This is a genomic window from Methylobacterium sp. CB376 (assembly GCF_029714205.1).
Lineage (GTDB): Bacteria > Pseudomonadota > Alphaproteobacteria > Rhizobiales > Beijerinckiaceae > Methylobacterium.
Genome location: NZ_CP121648.1, coordinates 1,753,202 through 1,772,110 on the forward strand (window position 1 = coordinate 1,753,202; position 18,909 = coordinate 1,772,110).

The following is an 18,909-nucleotide window of genomic DNA, read 5'->3' on the forward strand; positions in this document are numbered from 1 at the left end:
CCGCCTCGCCGGGGCTGACGAGGCAGAGGCCAGGGCACCACCGGCCGGCAGACCCACGCGAAGTCTCGCGCTCGCCGCTCGCATCATCCGAAGATCCGCCCCTCCCGCTTGATCGCCAGGGACAATCTGCCGGCAGATGGGGACAGCGCGCTCGTTGGGGGCACTCGTGGGGGCAGCGGAGAACGCGGCGGCTCCTTTGCCGCCGAAACTGCCTCGATGCCGGAGCTGTAAGGTCCTGTCCCTTGCGATCAAGTCATGAGAACCCATGAGGGCTAAGATGAAGCATCCCTGTCCGTTCTATGGCTGCCGCGGAGGAGGTCATGAGGTCATGACGAACTCACACGCAGGCGCCGCCGTCCTGATGCTCTCGCTTCTCGCAGGGGCAGCGGGTGGAACCGGCCGAGCCGAACCCCGTGTGGTCCTCGCGCAGGGCAGCGTCACCATCCCCAGCGATGCGCAGCTGGAGCGCATGCAACGGGAAGCGATCAGCACGCCCCCGCTCGACGTGAGCGAGGGCGCGCAGGGGGGCGGTCAGGGCGCACGGACCCGGCAGATCGAACGGCGTGATCACGGCGGCGATCGGAGGCGCCCGAAGCACGATGGCGCCTGCGACGATTGCTGAGCGGGCCCGGGAGGCGCGTCCACGTCTGGACTAGGCTCGCTTGGATTGGGCCATCGCCGCATGGCGGAGCCGGAACCGTCCCTGGGGCGCCAGCATGATGCGGCCGAAGCGCCCGGAGCGGGGTGACGATGAGGAACGCGAAGCCCGTCGATGCCGAGCCTGACCGGGCGGGCCCGGAAAGCTCCGTCGCCGTCGTGCCGCGGCGCAGGGGATGGGGCCGAGCCCTGGCCCTCGTCGGGGTGCTGCTCGCCGCAGCTGCCGGTTTCGGGCTCGCGCATGTCTGGTCGCCGCACGCCAACCTGCGCATCACCACGGGCCCGCCGGGCAGCGCGGCCTACCGCTTCATCGCGGCCTTCGCGTCCGTCTCCAAGGTCCAGCATCCCCGCGTCAACCTGGAACTCGTGCAGGTGGACGACCTCGGGGGGAGTGCCAAGGCTCTGGAGGAGGGCCGGACCGACCTCGCGATCGTGCGCAGCGACGCGGCCCCGCCCGCAAATGCCCAGACCATCGTGATCCTGCGCAGGGACGTCGTCGCCTTCGTCCTGCCGCCCCATAGCCACGTCAGCTCCGTCGCCAACCTGGCGGGCAAGACGGTCGGCATCCCCGCCGGGCCGCTGCAGGCCGCCAATGCCCGGGTCCTCGACACGGTGCTGGGCTACTTCAACGTCGCCGCCAAGGATGTGGGCAGGGTCTTCCTGCCGGTGGACGACCTCGCCCAGGCCGTCCAGCAGAAGAAGCTGGCCGCGATCCTCGCGGTCGGCCCCGTGGCCCCGGGCGAGGTCGTCGATGTGGTCGCGGCGATCGCGCACGCGACCAGAGGGACGCCGACGATCCTCGATCTCGACGAGGCGGAGGCCATCGGCAAGCGCTTCCCCGGCTTCGAATCGATCGACGTGCCCGCCGGGGCGTTCCGGGCGAGGCCCGCCACGCCGAGCGACACCGTCACGACGCTCGCCGTCACCTACCGGTTCGCCGCGTCGGAACTGATGCCCAACGTCGTGGCGGCCGCGATCGCCCGCTCGATCCTGACCACCAAGGCCAAGCTCGCGGCCATCACGCCGCTCGCCAACCAGATCGAGGCGCCCGACCCCGACGACAAGAGCCCGATCCTGCCCGTCCACCCGGGCGTCGCGGCCTATCTCAGCAACGGGGACCAGAGCTTCTTCGACCAGTTCCAGCAATATTTCTATGTCGGCGGCTTGGTCATCAGCCTCGCCGGCTCGCTGTTCGCGGCCGTCTCGAGCTACTGGAGCCGGCGGAGGTCGGAGGAGGATTGGCGGCCGATCAAGCGGCTGGTCGAGATCGCCGACCGAGCGCCTCGCGCCGAGGCGCCCGAACTGGTGGCGCTGGAGGGCGAGTTTCAGGGGCTGGTGTCGTCCGTTCTGGGCCGGTCGCCCGGGACCATGGCAGCCGATCAGCTGTCAGCCTTCTCGACGGCCCTCGCGCATGCCCGGCACGCCCTGGATGGCCGGCGCGCCGCGCTCGGCCCCGATACGGGCTCCCGGCCCGCGGCCACCCTGGTCCATTCCAGGTAACACGAGGTGCCCCTGGCGGCGCGCCGTGAACCGATTCCGGGGCTGGATCGGGCCCGTCCTGCGCGGCCCGTCCTGCGCGGCATGGCCTCGTGTCCTCAGGAGCCGAGGGGGCGACCGGGCTCGGAGCCCGATCCCGCGTGACGCCGCCCGGCAGGCCCCAGCAGGAGCGCGCGCAGCTGCGCGCCACCGGTCGCATGGTCGATCTCCCGGTACGTGAAGTACGGGATCAGCGCCACGAACATCACCCAGGCGAAAGTCGCCAGGCCGCGCGGGCCGCCGGCCATCTCCGGCAGGACGGCGCGTGGCGGCTTCCCGTGCCAAGCCCCGACCAGCAACTCCTCCAGCACGTAAGCGGCCGCCAGGACCGCCGTGAACAGAAGCGAGCGGTACAGGATCACGTAGAGGAGCGGCCCTCCCTCCAGGCGCCGGCCAATGCCGGTCAGGGACCCGACCTTCGCCGCCTCGGCGATCAGCATGAACTTGGCCAGCACCAGGGCATTGATCAGGCCGAGCGCGTAGAAATGATAACTCGGAAAGTGTTGAACCTCCTGGTCGACTTGGGCGTAGATATTCACGCTGAAGAGGATCAGGGTGCCGAAGATCACGACGAGGTAAGAGGCGAAGCCCAGGTAGCGCTTCGCCTCGGCGGCGGCCCGTCGCGCCAGGGAGTGGGACGTCGTGCTCGCGCCGGCGCTCGCCTGATCCTGCGGGCCAGGAGCAAGGGGGGCAAGCTGTCGTGGGGATACGGGGGACATCGCTCGTTCTCCGGGGCTCCCGTCAGCTCACGATCCTCTCAGGATCCGGCGCGCCTGGGCGACCGCGTCCTCGCAACCCCCCGGGTCTCCGGCTTGGTCGGCGCTCCGCGCTCGGGCGAGCGCGGCCCGCGCCGCCGCCGCCGCGCCGCCCTCGCCGAGAGCCACTTCGGCCTGCAGGATCGATCCGGGCGTCGGCTGCCGGTGACGCATCGCAGCCGCACTTTCCGGGGCCGTGCGCCCGCTCCCGGCCTCCTGCTCGATCCTGGCGTCCACCTCGCGCTGCAGGCTCTCGATCGCGCCCGTGCAGGCTCCCGCGTGAAGCGGCCCGGTCAGAGCCAGCCAGATCACGGCCCCGACGAGGGGGCGCCGCGGCCACGGGTTTGCCCGGCGACGAAGCCGCGGCCGGGGATCCGCCGAACCGGGCAGGCGCGCGCGCCGAACCTTCGTGACGACAGGTGATGCGACGACGGACATAGCCCACTCACAGGGTTGGCGGCCCCGCACCGGCGTTGCGGCGCAGGGCCTGACGGGTCGGGGTCGGGCTGCGAGCTTGACCGGGTGCTTGCTCTCGATGGTGCGGATCAGGCGGCGGGTCCGCGCGATGATGGCCAATTCGTCCGCGAGGCAACTTTCCAGCAGGACGCCCCATGCGGCCCGGCCGTCAGCGTGGACACCCTGCGAGGCTAGGCCGCTTCGCGACGACCCGCTTGATCGAGCGCGACAGTGTCCGGCGTCGCTGGAGAAACGCATGCCGGGGACCGCCTCGACGCTGGCGCGGCGGGACATGGAGGGCGCCCTGGGCAGTCAGGACTTGGCGGCGACCGCTTTGGGCTCGGGTGCCGGCATCCTTGTCGCTGGACGTGGACGCGCAGGCACGCTCATGGGACGCGCCTCGGGGTGGCTCCGCGTCCCGCGGCGGGAACACCCCGTTGCGGAGGCTGGTTGGTCAGGCAAACCCCCTCACGAGGCCTGTCCGAATGCCGAGGCAAGACGAGCGGAAAAGCCCCCCTGCAAGGACGACCTTTCCGCCGCCTCAACCGGAAGGACTGGCTCCCGCCCTCATCCGCAACATCCGGACGCTGCAGGAGCGCAGGAGTGCGGCCGAGCGAGCCGCCTCCGCGCAGGAGCGCGTGGCCGAGGCGATCACGCGCTTCACGGGCAGCATGGCATTCGTCTACCTGCACGTCGTGCTCTTCGGCTTCTGGACCCTCGTGAACGCGGGGCTGCTCCCGATCCTGCCAAAGTGGGACGAGTCCTTCGTGATCCTGGGCACCTCGGCGTCCGTCGAGGCGATCTTCCTGTCGACCTTCGTGCTGATCAGCCAGAACCGCATGGCCGCGGCGGCCGACAAGCGAGCTGATCTCGATCTTCACATCAGCCTCTTGGCCGAGCACGAGGTGACGAAGCTCGTCGCGATGGTATCGGCCCTCACGGAGCGGCTGGGCATCGAGACGGAAGCCGATCCCGAAGTCGATGAGCTCAGACAGGATGTGGCGCCCGACGCCGTGCTCGATGAGATCGAACGGAGCGATCATACCAAATCCGCTTGATCCCTTCGGGATGGCGGATTTGGGCTTCGCTCAGGCGCCGCGCGGGCGAGTGATACGGGATCCGCTTCGATCAAGCGGATCCCGTATCACTCCTGATCAGCGGCCGTGCGGCCGATGATCGACCTTCCGGAGATTGCCTCGGTCGCTTCCGGCGGATCGTCTCAGCCGGCGGAGGACTCCTCATCGCGCTGACACGCTTCCGCCTGGCGTCGCTGTGGCCGGGGGGCTCGCGCGTCCGGCGTCGCGCGGCCTGAGGTGCCATGACGCGCCACGTCCGGACCGTCGACACTGCCGCCGGATTGGCCGCCCGGCGCCCGACGGCGGTCCTTCGAGGCCGACGATCGCGCCTTTGATCCCCACGCCGATCCGCGTAAGCTCCAGTATAGAGCGTGAAGAGCCCGCCATGGCATGACCGGGTGACCTGGGCTGAGCACCGCGTGCGCGTTCTCCTGACCGAAGGCGGCAGCACCTCTGCCCGCCAAGCCATCACGGCCCTGGCGCTCGCAGGACACGAGATCGCGTTCTGCGACCCGGCGCCGTTCTGCCTCGGGCGGTTCTCACGCTTCGTCTCTCGCGGCTACCGCTGCCCGCCGCTCGGCACGGATCCGAAGGGCTTTCGGCGGTTCCTGCGCCAGGTGCTGGCGCAGGACAGATTCGACGTTCTTCTCCCGATCCACGAGCAGGCCTACCTCGTCTCCCGCGTCGCCGACGAGCTGCACCCGCTGGCGGCCCTGGCCGTTCCGGCCTTCGCCTGCTTCGAGCGCGTTCAGACGAAGCTCGAATTTCGCGATCTCCTGACCGAACTCGCCCTGCCTCAGCCGCGAACGATCCTCCTCGACGACCCGCGCGGCATCGCCCGGCACGAGGCTTACCCTTTCGTGGTGAAGGCGGCCCTGGGCACGGCGAGCCGCAGCACGTGGCCGATCCGGTGCCGGGCGGACCGGGACCGCGCCGCGGCCGAGATCGCGCGGACGACGGCCGCGGGCGAACCGATCCTCGTGCAGGAGTGGGTGAGCGCGCCGCTGGAGCAGGCCCAGGCGGTGTTCCAGGAGGGGCGCCTCGTCGGATTTCACGCCACGCGCCGCCTCATCGAGGGAGCCGGGGGTGGAGCGGCCCTCAAGGAGAGCGTCCACCGGCCCGGAGTCGCGGGCGACCTCGCCCGAATCGGTGCACACTTGGCCTGGCACGGGGCCTTGTCCGTCGACTACTTCATCGACGAGAGCGGGGCGCACCCGCTCTACATCGACGGCAATCCGCGCCTCGTCGAGCCGATGGCCGCCACCCTCGCGGGCCTCAACCTCGCGGATCTGCTGGTCCAGGTGTCCTTGGGACGACCCGTGCCGCGCTGCCTCACGGGGCGGCCGGGAATTCGCACACGCCTCTCGTTGCAGGCGCTCCTGGGTGCGGCGCTCCGAAGCGGCAACCGCCGGGCCGTGCTCGCGACGGCCGCGCAGCTTCTCGCGGCCTCGGGCCCGTTCGCGCAGGCGCGGGAGGAGTTGACCCCGGTGCGTCTCGACCCGCCGAGTGCCCTGCCGGTGATCGGTGCGGCGCTGGCGCTTCTCGCACGGCCGGGCGGAGCCGGGGCGGTGGTGCGGCGCGGATGGGGCGCTCATCTCCTGACGCCGGAAGCCATGCGGCAGATCCGTGAGATGGCGTGAGCGTCCGGCCCGCGGGGGCCGCAGCGTCGCGGCCACCCCACCCGAAGGCCGGACACGGCGCACGGCCGTTCGGAGCATCTTGAGCAAGATCAATTGCACATCACGGTGGGGCGTTAGCATTCTCTATCGATCTGCTGAGGCTACCGATGCCCTCCGTCGATCTCGTCACGGGTGGATGCGGTTTCATCGGCCGGAATCTGGTCGCGTCGCTGCTTGCCGCCGGGCGTACCGTGCGGGTGTTCGATTGCGGCGACCCGCACGGCCTTCCGGCTTGCGTCGAGTATCGCCGCGGCTCCGTGCTCGACGAAGCCGCGCTCTCGGCCGCGATGAACGGGGTCGGGCAGGTCTACCATCTCGCCGGGATCCCGCACCTGTGGTCCGCCGACCGGGGGGCCTTCGCCCGCGTCCACGCGAACGGGACGAGGTGCCTGCTGGCCGCCGCGCCTGCCGCGGTGCGGGTGGTCCATTGCTCGACCGAGGCCGTGCTGCTCACCCGATCGCGCGACGTTGCGCCGGTGCGCGGGGACGATCTCCCGCCCCTCGACCGGATGTCCGGTCCCTATACGCGGTCGAAATGCCTCGCCGAACAGGCAGCGCTCGCCGCCGCGGCGGCCGGACGCCACGTCGTGATCGCGAGCCCCACGGTGCCGATCGGGCCCGACGACCGGAACATGACGCCGCCCGCGGCCATGCTGTCCCTGTTCCTGAACGGGCATGCACCGGTCTTCCTTGATTGCACGCTGAACCTCGTCGACGTGCGCGACGCAGCCGAAGGGCTCCGCCTCGCGGGCGCGCGGGGGCGTCCTGGTCAGCGCTACGTGCTGGGCGGTGAGAACGTTCGGCTTCGGCAACTCCTGGCCAGGCTGGAGCATCTGTCGGGCCGGCCGATGCCGTCCGTGGCGCTCCCGGGCGGCATCGCCATGACGGTGGCGGCCGTGGCCGAGTGGGCCGCCGATCACCTCACGCGACGCCCTCCGGTCGCCACGCGCGAAGGTGTGCGCCTCGCGCGTCGCTCGGCCCCGTTCGACGACGGCAAGGCCCGCAGGGAACTCGGATACAGGCCGAGACCGATCGACGAAGCCCTGGCGCTGGCGGTGGCCTGGCTCATGAGCGGCGCGACCTCGCGCGGCGATGCGGCCGCGCCGGGCGCAGGCACGGCTGCTCAGGGTCACGCTCACCCGGTTGCGCCCATCTCGCGCAACACCTCGGACGCGGCCTGAGCGGAACCGCGGTGAGCGGCCCCGTACCGCTCGGCGAGCCCGCGGCCCCGCCGCTCGGGACGGCACGAGCCGGCCTCCATCCAGCTGGGCCCCGTGGCGACCGAGTGAACCACCCCCCGGGCTTCGCGGAGGCCGCCTGGTTCGGATCGGGCGGCCAGGGCCTGCTCCTGCGCCCGGGCATGGCGGCGCGCCTCGGCCTCAGCGGGATCCGTGCGGCCGACCGGTTCGAGCTGCCGGCGCGTGTTGCCTCGTCGCCCGATGCGGGGCGTTGGTCCTATTGCTGGTCACGATTTGTTAACCATGGCAATCCAAGTGTCAGTCGCGGTCCGCATCCACGTCCTCGATCACGATGGGCCGCACGCCTTCAAAAGGCGCCCGGCACGGTCACGCGTCCGGGCGCCTCTTCTTTTGGCGCGGATCGCGGCGAGTCCGTCGTGCGTGGCAGGAGGGGCGGCGGCCGGGCCGGCAGGTCTGGTTGACCCGGGCGCCGGTGCGGCGACCAGCCCCCGCAGGATCCCTCCCGGCAGGTGCTTGGCGCGGCCTTCGCCCGCTCTGGTCCGCGACGCGAGCGGACGGGTGATACGCGATCCGCTTGATCAAAGCGGATCGCGTATCACAGGCCTGAGCGAAGCCGACATCCGCATGGCCGACATGGGAGATGGCGAAGCCATCAACCGGATGTCGGATGAGGATGTCCGTGGGGCGCGCCTCGCGCCCGGTGAACGCGTCGCGGCCGGGCCGCCGCCATCGCCGGGTCGGGATGTCCGGTTCGGTTGGCTGCAGGCTGCCGCGGGCTGCTCGATGCAATCCTGCCGGCAGCAGAACGCCCGGCGGGCATCCCAACCCGTCCTGCTACCCTGGGCTGCCCTTGGGCGTCCGAGCGCGGCGTTTCGGATCGGCGTGAGGCGATGTGACGTCGCGGCCCGGTGCCTGGACATGGGGCGGCCTTCGCTGGCCGCGCTGATGGGCGCGCGGTGCCGGCCCCACGGGTTGATCCGCGGCTGCCGGGCCGGCATGAGCCGCGACCACGCGGCGAGCCTCTTCGATGGTCATGCCGCAGGTTGTCAGTCCTTGGAGGGCGCCCAGGGCCCGATTGTACTCGGGGAGGTTGGCGCACCCGGGAATGCCCCAGGCTCGGGCCGCGATGGGCGCCGCGACTGCTGTCACCAGCGCAAGTACGGCAGCACTGTTCTTGACCGACAAAGCCGATGCTCCTCGCGGTCGATGCGCGAGCGGGAGGTATCTCAGGTCGCGGGCGGGTTCGGCAAGGTTCAAACCCGGCCGACCCGACGCTGGGCCGATGCTTCCGGCCCGGTGCCGCCAAAAGCTCTGCAATTTTCTCGCATCTCCCACTTGCCACGGCCAAGCCATGCGTTAACCTGTCTGTAGAAGGCGCCGTTGTTCGAACATTCGGCGCGAGATGCTGACGAAATTCAGCATTAAACGAAAAAATTTGCCACGTGTCATGGCGCAGACGTGGCTTGGCGCCCGATCTATGTAGCCAATTAAGAAAAAAATGCGCTCCATCACGTGACGGGGATGGAGAGCTGGGAGAACTTGCCTTCAGGGAGACGAGCATGCGTAAGCTTGGTTTCGGTGTCGCCACCGTCGGCCTGATCGTCTGTACGGCAACCACCAGCTTGGCGGAAACGGCGGCCGACCGAGCGGCCTGCACCCCGGACGTGTGGCGTCTCTGCAGCAGCGAGATCCCGGACGTCCCGGCGATCAGGGCGTGCCTGCGACGCCAGCGTAAAATCCTCAGCACCGCGTGCCGCCAGGTCTTCAACGCGCTGGATCGCGCTGAGATGTCCTCCGCCGCCATCGCCCGGTAGGCGGGCCCGGAACCTGCGCAAGCCGCGCGCTCGACGCTGAAGGCCGGCGCGCGGGGAGGGCGGGCACCCCCTCATCCTCGACGCGGCGCAGGCGACCGACCTGGACTTGGCGGAGGCCCGCAGGACGCTTGTCCGGAGGCCGATGGTCGCCGGTCGAGGAGACCGCCCGCGGCCCGAGCCGCGCAGGCGCCAATCGCGATGCTCTTGCGGGTCCCAGGAGGGACCGACGCGCGCTGCGGCATGTCCGAAGGAGGGAAGGTCCGACCTTCCGGTGAGAGACGTCCTGGGATCAGTCCGGGCACCGGTGAATGTCGGTTTCGAACGTGCCTTCCCTCTCGGTCATATGCCATGTTCCACCCTGCCCGGGTGTGAAGGCGATGTCCGAGCCCATCGTGCCGCCCCCGCGGAACCGGCACGAAACCCCGAAGATGATCTTAGTGCCCTCGCTGCGTCTGGATTTGATCGCGCAGGTCCCGCCCGAATACGTGATATTTTGTGGTGTGATCGCCACCTTGAGGTTTGCGGGATCGCTGTTGTCGCCGCGGCAGGGGCGATTTTGCAGGTAGCGGCCCTCGATGGCCTCCTCCGCCCGGGCCGCCGCGTGGCCCAGGGCCATCACGGCGACGACGATGCCGGCGCTCCCGCGGAGCCCCGGTCGCGATGGATGCGTTCGCGAAGGGGCTACCAGCACATCATGCGCTCCGCCCGGCCGCACAGGGAGCCAGCTTCGGCACTTCATTGTTGACCCGGATCAAGTAGCCTTGCCGAAGATCATGTTCTAATTCGCACCTGCTGATCGCGCAAGTTGGACTCCGGAATGCCGCTCGTCCTGACCCTGGCGCTTCGAAATCTGTTCCAGGACCGGCTCCGCTTCGCGGCCGCGGTGACCGGCATCGTGTTCTCGGTGGTTCTCATCCTGGTGCAGATGGGCCTGTTCTACGGCTTCGGGCGCATGGTGACGCTCATCGTCGATCATACCTCGGCCGACATCTGGATCATGTCGAAGGGGACGCAATACTTCGAGGACCTCTCGATCCTGGACTCGGACATGCGGGAGGAGTTGCGCGCCCTCGACGGGGTGGCGGACGCGATTCCGGTGGTGGCGGGCTTCTCCGCCTGGATCCCGCCCGAAGGCGGGCTGGTCGGCATCTTCGTCATCGCCTCGGACCCCGCTTCGGGCTTGGCACCGTGGAACATCGTCGAGGGCGGGCTCGACGACCTCGCGGCCCCGGGCACGGTCACCCTCGAACGCTCCTACGCCGCCGAGCTCGGGGTTTCCGCGCGCGGCGAGGCGGCGCAGGTGCGCGGTCACCCGGTCACGGTCGGCCCGGTGACCTCCGGCCTCCGCTCCTTCACGACCAGGCCCTACGTCTTCGCCGATTTCCGCAACGCCCGGTCCTATGTCGGGCTGCCCGCGAATCTCGTCACGTACTTCCTCGTCAGGATGAAGCCCGGAGCCGACCTCGAACGCCTCCGTCAGGACGCCCTCTCGCGCATTTCCGGCATCGAGGCCCTCACGCCGGATCAGTTCCGCGCGCGCTCCCGCAACTTCTGGCTCTATCGGACCGGAGCCGGCGCGGCACTCGTCGCGGGAGCCTTGCTGTCGGTGATCGTGGGAACGGTGATCATCGCGCAGACGCTCTACTCCAGCACGAAGGAGCACCTCTACGAATTCGCGATGGTGCGGGCGATCGGCGCCTCCAACCGCTACATCTACCGGGTCATCGCCTGCCAAGCGCTCGTCAACGCGCTGATCGGCCTCTCGGTCGCCACCGTGATCAGCATCGCGGTCGGACACCTCACCGCGACGAGCATCATCCCAGTCGTCATCACCCCCGGCCTCGTCACGATTGCCTTCGCGGTGACGCTCGTCATGTGCGTCGCGTCAGGGCTGGCTTCGATCGTGCGGATCATCCGCGTCGATCCCGCAAGCGTGCTCACGCGATGAATGCGGCGATCATCGAAGCCGAACGGGTCAGCAAGACCTACGGGCGCGGGCCGACCTGCGTCGAGGCATTGCGGACGCTCGATCTGACGATCCGCAGCCACGAATTGACCATCCTCGCGGGGCCATCGGGCAGCGGCAAGACGACCTTGCTGTCCATTCTGGGCTGCATGCTGACGCCCACGAGCGGCACCGTTCGGGTCTGCGGCGTGTCGGCCCGCGACGCCCGTCCCGAAGCGCTGGCGGCCATCCGGCGGCAGCACATCGGCTTCGTCTTCCAGTCCTACCACCTGTTCTCGACGCTCACCTCGGCGGAGAACGTGCAACTTGCGCTCGACGTTCGCGGCGAGCGCGGCCCCGAGGCGGTGGCCAAGAGCGTCGCGGTCCTCGGCAGCGTTGGTCTGTCGGCCAAGCTGAAGTCCTTCCCGCGCGAGCTGAGCGGCGGCGAGCAGCAGCGCGTTGCGATCGCGCGCGCCCTGGTCGCCGATCCCTCGATCATCCTCGCGGACGAGCCGACGGCCGCGCTCGACACGGAGAACGGCAGGAGTGTCATGGCCATCCTGTCCTCGATCGCCAGGGCGCGAGGGCGCGCCGTCCTGGTCGTGACCCACGACGCGCGGCTGTTCCACTTCGCCGACCGGATCGTGCAGATCGAGGATGGCGCGATCATTCGCGAGACTCGGCCGGACGCAAGCGGCAGCGGGGCGCCGGACCCGAATGCGTCCCGCGCAGGCACCTGAGGCGCGTTCGTCGCCCGCGCGCGAACGATGGTCCCGTGCGCGAAGCCGACCCGCTCGGGATCCAGCATGGTGCCGGGCGGCACGCTGGCCTGGACCAGCATTCGTCGGCAACCCTCACGATCTCGTTCTTGTTCGATCGCATGCAACGCTATCGCGCGGCAGCGAATCCGGCATGCCCCACAGTATGCGGCGCGTCCAGGCTGGGTTTGATCTAGCGCAATGCGGAGAAGCCTGTCCGATGTACGCTGGGGCCATAACAGAACGAAGGGGAGCGAAGCGATGCAGGTGAGAGGGGCGAAGCCGCAACTGATCGTGCTCGTGGCCGAGTCGCAGGCCTTGCCCGGCATGTGGCTGGAGGACATCTTGACCGACGCGGGGTGCGGGGTCAGCGGCCCCTATGCCACCTGCCGAGACGCGATCGAGAGCCTGGACGCAGCCCCTCCCGACTTCGCGCTCGTCAGCGTGAACCTCCGCCAGGGTCCTTGTTTCGCGCTCGCTCACGAGTTGCGTCGGCGAGGCATCCCGTTCGCCTTGATCGCCGGTTCCGTTCCCGTCCCGCCCACCTTCAGCGACGTGCCCGTCCTCGACCGCCTCTTCTGCGAGGAGGATGTCGTGAGGGCCGTCCCGATCTACGCAGGGTCGGCGCGAGTGATGCGGCGGATGCTCGCGCGGGACGCCGTCACCATCCGCCTCGCTCACGAGCCGGGTTGTTTCCGCCATCGCTCTGCGAGCGGGATGAGGGGCGCAGGTGCGAATGCCGGCTTTCGGCTGTCCGCCGTCGGGTGATGAGCGGCCATCCCGGCGGCACGCGCCGAAGCTCCGGCAACGCCGCCGAGCGGAGAGAAGCAGGGGCCGAGTCCGACCGCTCGGCATGAGCCGCACTCTCCCCGCACGGCGCGGCGCGCGGGCATTCTCCGAACATGTCCCGGAACAATGGCTGCCGCCGGCCGCGTGCCGACGGTCGTGTCCCTGGCGGTGGACCCGGCGGCCGCGAGGGAGCCCGCCTGGGGCCCCTCCGTCGCTCGATCGGCGTGAGCCGAGTGCTCTCGCCGTCAGATCTACTCGGGGGGACGAAAGCGTGCGGACGCGGGTCCGTCGTAGAGCTGGCCCTCGCGATCGTAGGCGCCGGCGAACGCGCGGCCGCCCGGGGCCTGCGAACAGACGAGGCCGTGATCGGGCGTCTCCGTCACTGCACAGGCCGCCGTGGCGGCGAGCGCCCCCGGGAGGAGCCGGAAATCTCCCCGCTCCGGGGCCGTGAAGCCGGGGCTGCCGGTTCGCCCGTGGCTCTCGATCCCGCGCTGCCGCGTGAGCGCGACCGGAAAGCCGTTGCTGCTGACGTCGTGATCGAACGCGCTCGCGAGTTCGGGACGGTCGTGCCCCTGCTCGTCGACCGGCAGCCACCGGAAGCAGTCGAAGAACGGGCTCGATCCGGTCTCGCCGGGATAGCGCGCGAGGTCGTCCCCCCGCACCACGCCTCGGCCGCAGGTGCTCGCGTCGAAAGTCTCGGGCCGGGTCCGGCACAGATCCGCGTCATAGCCGGGCGCGTCGGGCTCGCAGAACAGCAGGGCATTGTTCCAGTGCCGAAGGTTCGCGGCGGCGCCGATCCCGGTCACGGGCGAGCGCAGGTACCAGCTGTTGTTGAACACGTAGATCGGGCCGTGCTCCGCGTAGCGGTAGGAATCGGGCTCCGCGCCCCGCGGTGGAAGCGCGAGCTTGACGACCCGGCCCTGGAGGCTCGCGTCGCAGGTCTGATCGCGGGGATCCATCCAGGTGACCTCACCGGAGGGCGCGACGCTCTCGACTCCGACGGCGAGCCAGCGGGCGCGCGTGAAATCGAAGCGGCGGTCGAGCTTCGGGTCGAAGGCCCCGCCGGCCTCCGGCTTCTCGATGGGCTGACGCGCGCAGGGCGGCAGGGGAGAGGGGCGACCGGGACGGTCGATCGCCGGAACGTCGTCGAACCAGCCGCGGTTGCCGTAAACGTAGACCGGCCCGCCCCCCATGTCGTCGAAGGAGAACCACGCGTGGGAATTCACGATCCGGTTGCGGGCGATGCGCACCTCCATCGCCCAGGTCTCCAGTTCGACCGGATTGTCGCGCACGAAGGCGAACAAGTTGTCGTAGATCCAGACGTCCCGGTTGAACGGGCAAGTCGCCGGCGACAGGGCCGATGCTTTGAGATCCTCGCAGGCGGCGGCCTTGACCCGGAGGCCGTTATAGGCCGACAGGACGGTGTTGCGGCGGAAGATGATCGGTCCGCGCACGTCGGCACCGCCCAGGAGCGCGCCGTTGAAGTGGTCGTAGGCACCGTGGTGGGTCACTCCCCAGGGAATGCTGCGCCAGATCAGGCCCGCGCAGCCGAACGCGCCGACCCGGCCGTCGCGGCAGCGGAACGGTCCCTCGCGCGTCAGGGCGGCCTCCTCGTAGCCGCTCGCGTCCTGCACCCAGGTGACGTCCTCGACCACGAGCGTGTCGGCGGGGCGGTCGGGGCTGCCGCGCGCCGCGAGGCCGTAGCTGCTGCCGATCACCAGGGAACGGCGCAGCGTGACGCGCCGGCTGTCGATCGCCCGGACGGCCGCGAGCCAGCACCCCTGGAATGTCAGATCCTCGATCGCGACGCCGTCGGCGCGGTCGATGTCGAGGCAGGCCGCCTCGGCGAGCCGCCCCGCCCGCCCGATCGGCATGGCGAGCCGCGAGCGGCGGCCGCGGTCCCGCTCCACCGCCGAGGCCGCCACGGTCAGCGCGCCGAGGAGATCCGGCGCCCGGGGAACCGCGAGCGCCGTCGCGAGGTCGCCGCAGGGCTGCTCGACGTCGGCCTCCGGCATCGGGCAGCCGCGGATCTCCTCGATCGTCCGCCCGACCATCCGGGTGCGCAGGCCGAGCCCGCGGACGACGACCGGCGGGGCGTCCCGCTCGCCCGCTCCGGACAGCGTGACCCGCCGGGCATAGCGGGTCACCGCATCCGGCGCCGGGCTGTCGGCGAGGAGCTGCACGACATCGCCCGGCCGCAATCCCTGCAGGGTCTCCGTCGCGAACGCCTCCGTGCGCGGGGCGACCATGCGGCCGTCCGCGCCGTATCCCGGGCCGCCTCCCTCCGGCGTGACGTAGATCGTCCGCGCCGCGGCAGGGTGCGCCACCAGGAGCAGCAGCCCCGCCGCGAGGATGCGCCGGAGCCGTCCCGCCGGCAGGACGGGACGGGCCTTCCCGGTGCCGGCCGCGTCGTCGATCGCGCCCATCCTCGGTTCCCCGGTCGAGCCGGACTCATACGCCATCCGGTTGAGTGCTTCGCCATCTCCGATTTCGGCCATGCGGATATCGGCTTCGCTCAGGCGCCGCGCTCAGGCGCCGCGCAGGCGCGTGATCCGGGAGCCGCTTCGATCAAGCCGATCCCGGATCACTCGGCCGGTACCGGCTCGACGTCCTTCGTCGCCTCCGCGCCGCTGGCACGCTTGGCGGCCTCGTAGGCGTCCCGGTAGCCGCGGGCCACCGCGCGCACGCCCCGACCGATATCGGCGTAGACCTCGTCGGGGAGGTTGGCGAGGGAGACCCGCAGCGACCAGTCGGGTGCCTCGAAGCCCCCGCCGTTGAGCAGCACGATCCCGTGCACCTCGGCCAGCCGGAACGCGAGGTCGAGGGGGTGGACCGTGCGCTTCAGGTACTCCACCGCCTCCTCGCCGATGTTCTTGCGCGCCCAGAACTCGAAGTCGATCAGGCCGTAATAGGCGTCGAAGTTCGGATTCGGCGTGAGATGCAGGCCGAGGCCCTCGATCATCGACCAGACGCGCCGGTTGACGATCTCCATGCAGGCCTCCTGGTAGGCCTTCTTGTCGTCCATCAGCTCCGAGAGCGAGAACAGGCTCATCATCACCTGCTGCGGGAGGGAGAGGCCGGCGGTGTGGTTGAGCGCGATGTCGCGGCTGTCGGCCACGATGCGGTCGATGAACTTGAGCTTGCGCGGCTCCAGCGTCAGCGGGCCGTAGCGCCTGTCGAGGTCCGCCGTCACGTCGGCCGGCAGCTTCGCGATCATCTTGTCGAAGATGTTGTCCTCGTGGATCGCGATGGCCCCCAGGCGCCAGCCTGTGCAGCCGAAATACTTCGAGAAGGAATATACGCCGATGGTGTTGTGCGGCAGTTCGGCCATCAGCGAGCGGAAATCGTGCACGAAGGTGCCGTAGACGTCGTCGGTGAGGATCATCAGATCCGGCCGCTTGCTCTTGACCAGCTCGGTGATTTTGGCGATCGTCTCCGCGCTCATCGCCATCCCGGTCGGGTTGCCGGGATTGACGACGAAGAAGGCCTTGACCTTGGGATCGAGAAGCTTGTCGATCTCCGCATCCGTGTACTGAAACTTGTTCTCCTGTGGCGCCTTGATGTGGACGACGTTGAGCGCGTAATCCTCGAGATGCGTCATCTCGAGATAGGGCGTGAAGATCGGCGTGCCGAGGGCGATCGTGTCGCCCGGCAGCAGCAGCCGGTTGGCCTTGAGCGATTTGAACAGGTAGCACATCGCCGCCGTTCCGCCCTCGACCGCGTAGAGGTCGAACCGGCCGGCCGGCGCGCGCTTCCCGCACATCGCCCAGATCAGGTATTCGTGCACGATCCGCTCGTTGTGGACGAGCATGCGGTCAGGCACCGGGTAGTTGTCGCCGACGATCGAATCGACGAGCTCGTGCACGAAGGCGTCCGGATCGAACGCGAACGCCTTCACGGCGAAGGGCACCATCGCGGCCAGGAAGGAGGCCCCGGGCAGATCGGAATGCCGCTCCAGCCACGCGTCGAGCCGGCCGGCGATCCCGGCGGCCTGCGGCATGCCGCCGAGCCCCGCGGGGTGGCTCATCACGCGCCTGCTCTCGCTCATCGCGAACTGGCCGAGCAGGAAGAAGGCGTCGCGCGGCGTCGTCGCGACCCAGTTCGGATTGCCGCGACCCGCGTTGAGGAACGCCGATTGCGTCCGGCGGGACGTCTCCTTGGCCAGTTTGATCAACTCGTCCTTGATCTCGAACGGGCTGAGCGACTCGAAGTTCTTCAGGTTCAGCACATCAGTCATCGTCATCCTCCCGGAGATATGAATTGTCGTGCAAGACAATGGCCGTGACCGTGCCGCAGGTGACGAGCCCGATGGGGCCGGGGGCGGGCCGACGCCGAGAGCCGGGGCCCTCGTCCTAGAGCGGATCCCGGAGCCGATCCCGGCAGCGGCGCGGACCCGGTCTGCGCCGAGGTGGCCGCCGACCCGATCGCGACGAAGGTGCGGGTGAGGGTGTGGCCGATCCGACCTCGGTCGCGCCGGCGATCGCGGGCTGCGCGACCGCGACCACCGCCGGCAGGGTTGCCGTAACGTGTCCGGGACCGGGTCCCGCGACCTTCCTCCGCGTGATCGCGAGGCCGGACACGAGGGACGAGACGATGGCCAGATCAGGATGAGCACGGGACATCCTGACGCGCCGGTCGGTCATGGCCTCCCTCCCCGCATGGCCGCCCGACCGAGGAGGCCCCCCTCGAGGACGAGGCGGTCTCCGCGGGCAGCCGTATCTCGACTTCCGTCAGATCGCGTTGCGGTCCGAAGGCACAGCCGAGGCAGCGTTTCCTAAAGTGTTTACGGTGCGACCGACCGGGTGCTTGATCGAACGGGACACGGATCGGTACGCCTTCACTGAATTACGTAAAATCTCATTGCCACAGATCTTGTGCGGTGCGAGGGTATGGGCGGTGGCGGCTCTATTCAGCAGGAATTGCGACGCAGCATCGCGCGGCTTGATCGCTTGGCTCGGGCGCGGCGTGGCGACCCACTGATCACGCCGGCCGGATCGGGCGCATCCGCGAGCGCGACGGCGCGCGCGACATCGGGAGGGCGCGGTGGGTCAGGTGCGTCTGCGAAGCCCGCGTCGGCCGGACCGCGAACCTGGCCGGGCATCGCGCATCCATCGCAGGGCACTCCGCGCGATCGTCCTGATGGCGGCCGGTCTCGTGACGTGCGTTCCCGCTCACGCCGCCGCGAAGCCCGCGCGCGTCGTCGTGAGTTACGTGCCGCCCAGCGACCCCGCGCATCGCGACATCTACCGGACCGCGCGGCGGCAGCGCGTGCTGGAGCGGCTGGCCGATGTGATCCGCCTCGTTCGCCTTCCCCACCGCCTCACCTTCCGCATGCAGGGGTGCGGCGGCGAGCCGAACGCGTGGTACGATCCGGACAATCACTCCGTCACGATGTGCTACGAGATGGTCGCGGGCGTCGTGGCCCTCGCGCCTCGCGCGCGGTCTCCGGCCGGCGTCACCCGGGATCAGGCGATCCGCGGGCCGGTCGCGCAGATCCTGATGCATGAGACCAGCCACGCGCTGTTTCACCTCTTGCGCGTCCCCATCTTCGGGCGCGAGGAGGACGCGGCTGACCAGCTTGCCTCCCTGATCCTGCTGCAACTCGCGCCGGCCCCTGCGCGCGACGTCGTGAGCGGGAGCGGATACTTCTTCGCGGCACTCGGCCGACAGGAGCCGGTCGACAAGGGCAGCTTCGCGGACGTGCACGGCCTGTCGTGGCAGCGATTCTACAATCTCGCCTGCTTGGCCTATGGCGCGCATCCGCGCCGCTACGCCGACATCGTCACCAAGGGGTATCTGCCGAAGGAGCGGGCGGAGCGGTGCGGCGAGGAGGCCGCGCAGGTCTCGTACGCGTTCGAGCGGCTCATCGCCCCGCACCTTCGCGTGCGCCCCCATCGCGGCGCCCATCTTCGGCGCGCGTGGCGGTCGCGTTAGCGGACGGGCCCGCCGTCGTGTGTCGATGCCGGCACCGGCGGCCGCGGCGAGGTGCGCCGGCCATGCGCGGCTCCCGCCGATCCCTCGGCGCGCGACGCCGATCTGCGCCACGCGTCGCAGCGCCACCGCCGGACCCTCGATCGGTGCCGCCGCGATGACCTTTCGTCCCTCACCGTCTCGCGCGCGGCGGATGCCGATCCAGGTCTCGTTCGATCAAGCACCTGCCGCGGGAGCGGTCATTCTCGCGGGGACGGGCTCACCCGCCTCGGCGGTGACCTCGATCGGAGATGAAGGCAGCGATGGCCCGAGAC

14 protein-coding genes are annotated in these 18,909 nt (G+C 70.0%); 10 read left to right on the forward strand and 4 right to left on the reverse strand.

Annotation, left to right across the window (positions count from 1 at the left end; translation table 11 throughout):
• Positions 1-415: 415 nt before the first annotated feature.
• The gene (locus QA634_RS07830) at positions 416-622 is read left to right on the forward strand and encodes a hypothetical protein (protein ID WP_018262130.1); all 207 of its coding nucleotides are present in this window, start codon (positions 416-418) and stop codon (positions 620-622) included.
• A gap of 128 nt (positions 623-750) precedes the next feature.
• Positions 751-2,157, forward strand: coding sequence for a TAXI family TRAP transporter solute-binding subunit (locus tag QA634_RS07835; RefSeq protein ID WP_012331457.1), 1,407 nt, complete (start codon positions 751-753; stop codon positions 2,155-2,157).
• Between the two features lie 95 nt (positions 2,158-2,252).
• Here QA634_RS07835 and QA634_RS07840 read toward each other — a convergent pair whose 3' ends face one another.
• Entirely contained in the window at positions 2,253-2,912 is a 660-nt protein-coding gene (locus QA634_RS07840; RefSeq protein WP_012331458.1) for a hypothetical protein, read from the reverse strand.
• A 977-nt stretch (positions 2,913-3,889) separates the two neighbouring features.
• On the opposite strand from QA634_RS07840, the gene QA634_RS07845 reads away from it, so the two are divergent.
• The 4 genes from QA634_RS07845 to QA634_RS07860 all read left to right on the forward strand — a co-directional run bounded on the left by QA634_RS07845 (position 3,890) and on the right by QA634_RS07860 (position 9,172).
• Entirely contained in the window at positions 3,890-4,462 is a 573-nt protein-coding gene (locus QA634_RS07845) for a DUF1003 domain-containing protein (protein ID WP_012331460.1), read from the forward strand.
• A 437-nt stretch (positions 4,463-4,899) separates the two neighbouring features.
• Positions 4,900-6,120: a hypothetical protein gene (locus tag QA634_RS07850; RefSeq protein ID WP_018262125.1), complete on the forward strand. Its 1,221-nt coding sequence runs from the start codon at positions 4,900-4,902 to the stop codon at positions 6,118-6,120.
• Positions 6,121-6,266: 146 nt separating this feature from the next.
• Complete coding sequence (locus tag QA634_RS07855; RefSeq protein WP_012331462.1) at positions 6,267-7,340, forward strand: NAD-dependent epimerase/dehydratase family protein; 1,074 nt, start codon at positions 6,267-6,269, stop codon at positions 7,338-7,340.
• A gap of 1,577 nt (positions 7,341-8,917) precedes the next feature.
• Positions 8,918-9,172, forward strand: a complete 255-nt coding sequence (locus tag QA634_RS07860) for a hypothetical protein (RefSeq protein ID WP_012331463.1) — start codon at positions 8,918-8,920, stop codon at positions 9,170-9,172.
• 289 nt (positions 9,173-9,461) lie between these two features.
• Here the strand turns inward: QA634_RS07860 and QA634_RS07865 are convergent, their stop codons facing one another.
• Positions 9,462-9,863, reverse strand: coding sequence for a hypothetical protein (locus QA634_RS07865; protein WP_265576560.1), 402 nt, complete (start codon positions 9,861-9,863; stop codon positions 9,462-9,464).
• Positions 9,864-9,989: 126 nt separating this feature from the next.
• Between QA634_RS07865 and QA634_RS07870 the strand changes: the two genes are divergently transcribed.
• The 3 genes from QA634_RS07870 to QA634_RS07880 all read left to right on the forward strand — a co-directional run bounded on the left by QA634_RS07870 (position 9,990) and on the right by QA634_RS07880 (position 12,643).
• Positions 9,990-11,120: an FtsX-like permease family protein gene (locus tag QA634_RS07870; protein ID WP_012331465.1), complete on the forward strand. Its 1,131-nt coding sequence runs from the start codon at positions 9,990-9,992 to the stop codon at positions 11,118-11,120.
• Entirely contained in the window at positions 11,117-11,857 is a 741-nt protein-coding gene (locus QA634_RS07875) for an ABC transporter ATP-binding protein (protein WP_012331466.1), read from the forward strand. Before QA634_RS07870 ends, QA634_RS07875 begins: the two co-directional genes overlap by 4 nt.
• Before the next feature lie 279 nt (positions 11,858-12,136).
• Entirely contained in the window at positions 12,137-12,643 is a 507-nt protein-coding gene (locus QA634_RS07880) for a hypothetical protein (RefSeq protein WP_012331467.1), read from the forward strand.
• A 272-nt stretch (positions 12,644-12,915) separates the two neighbouring features.
• Here the strand turns inward: QA634_RS07880 and QA634_RS07885 are convergent, their stop codons facing one another.
• A complete protein-coding gene (locus QA634_RS07885; RefSeq protein WP_012331468.1) occupies positions 12,916-15,090 on the reverse strand; it encodes a hypothetical protein in 2,175 nt (724 codons plus the stop codon).
• 158 nt (positions 15,091-15,248) lie between these two features.
• On the reverse strand, positions 15,249-16,901 hold the full coding sequence (locus QA634_RS07890; protein WP_043700954.1) for a bifunctional aspartate transaminase/aspartate 4-decarboxylase: 1,653 nt from the start codon (positions 16,899-16,901) through the stop codon (positions 15,249-15,251).
• A 902-nt stretch (positions 16,902-17,803) separates the two neighbouring features.
• Between QA634_RS07890 and QA634_RS07895 the strand changes: the two genes are divergently transcribed.
• On the forward strand, positions 17,804-18,598 hold the full coding sequence (locus QA634_RS07895) for a DUF4344 domain-containing metallopeptidase (protein ID WP_018262117.1): 795 nt from the start codon (positions 17,804-17,806) through the stop codon (positions 18,596-18,598).
• Positions 18,599-18,909: the final 311 nt, after the last annotated feature.

Bases quoted from the DNA above. Each gene is read 5' to 3' on its own strand.
- QA634_RS07870 (WP_012331465.1), top strand. From the start codon at position 9,990: ATGCCGCTCGTCCTGACCCTGGCGCTTCGAAATCTGTTCCAGGACCGG.
- QA634_RS07880 (WP_012331467.1), top strand. From the start codon at position 12,137: ATGCAGGTGAGAGGGGCGAAGCCGCAACTGATCGTGCTCGTGGCCGAG.
- QA634_RS07835 (WP_012331457.1), top strand. From the start codon at position 751: ATGAGGAACGCGAAGCCCGTCGATGCCGAGCCTGACCGGGCGGGCCCG.
- QA634_RS07890 (WP_043700954.1), bottom strand. From the start codon at position 16,901: ATGACTGATGTGCTGAACCTGAAGAACTTCGAGTCGCTCAGCCCGTTC.
- QA634_RS07895 (WP_018262117.1), top strand. From the start codon at position 17,804: ATGGCGGCCGGTCTCGTGACGTGCGTTCCCGCTCACGCCGCCGCGAAG.
- QA634_RS07840 (WP_012331458.1), bottom strand. From the start codon at position 2,912: ATGTCCCCCGTATCCCCACGACAGCTTGCCCCCCTTGCTCCTGGCCCG.
- QA634_RS07845 (WP_012331460.1), top strand. From the start codon at position 3,890: ATGCCGAGGCAAGACGAGCGGAAAAGCCCCCCTGCAAGGACGACCTTT.
- QA634_RS07855 (WP_012331462.1), top strand. From the start codon at position 6,267: ATGCCCTCCGTCGATCTCGTCACGGGTGGATGCGGTTTCATCGGCCGG.
- QA634_RS07875 (WP_012331466.1), top strand. From the start codon at position 11,117: ATGAATGCGGCGATCATCGAAGCCGAACGGGTCAGCAAGACCTACGGG.
- QA634_RS07860 (WP_012331463.1), top strand. From the start codon at position 8,918: ATGCGTAAGCTTGGTTTCGGTGTCGCCACCGTCGGCCTGATCGTCTGT.
- QA634_RS07885 (WP_012331468.1), bottom strand. From the start codon at position 15,090: ATGGGCGCGATCGACGACGCGGCCGGCACCGGGAAGGCCCGTCCCGTC.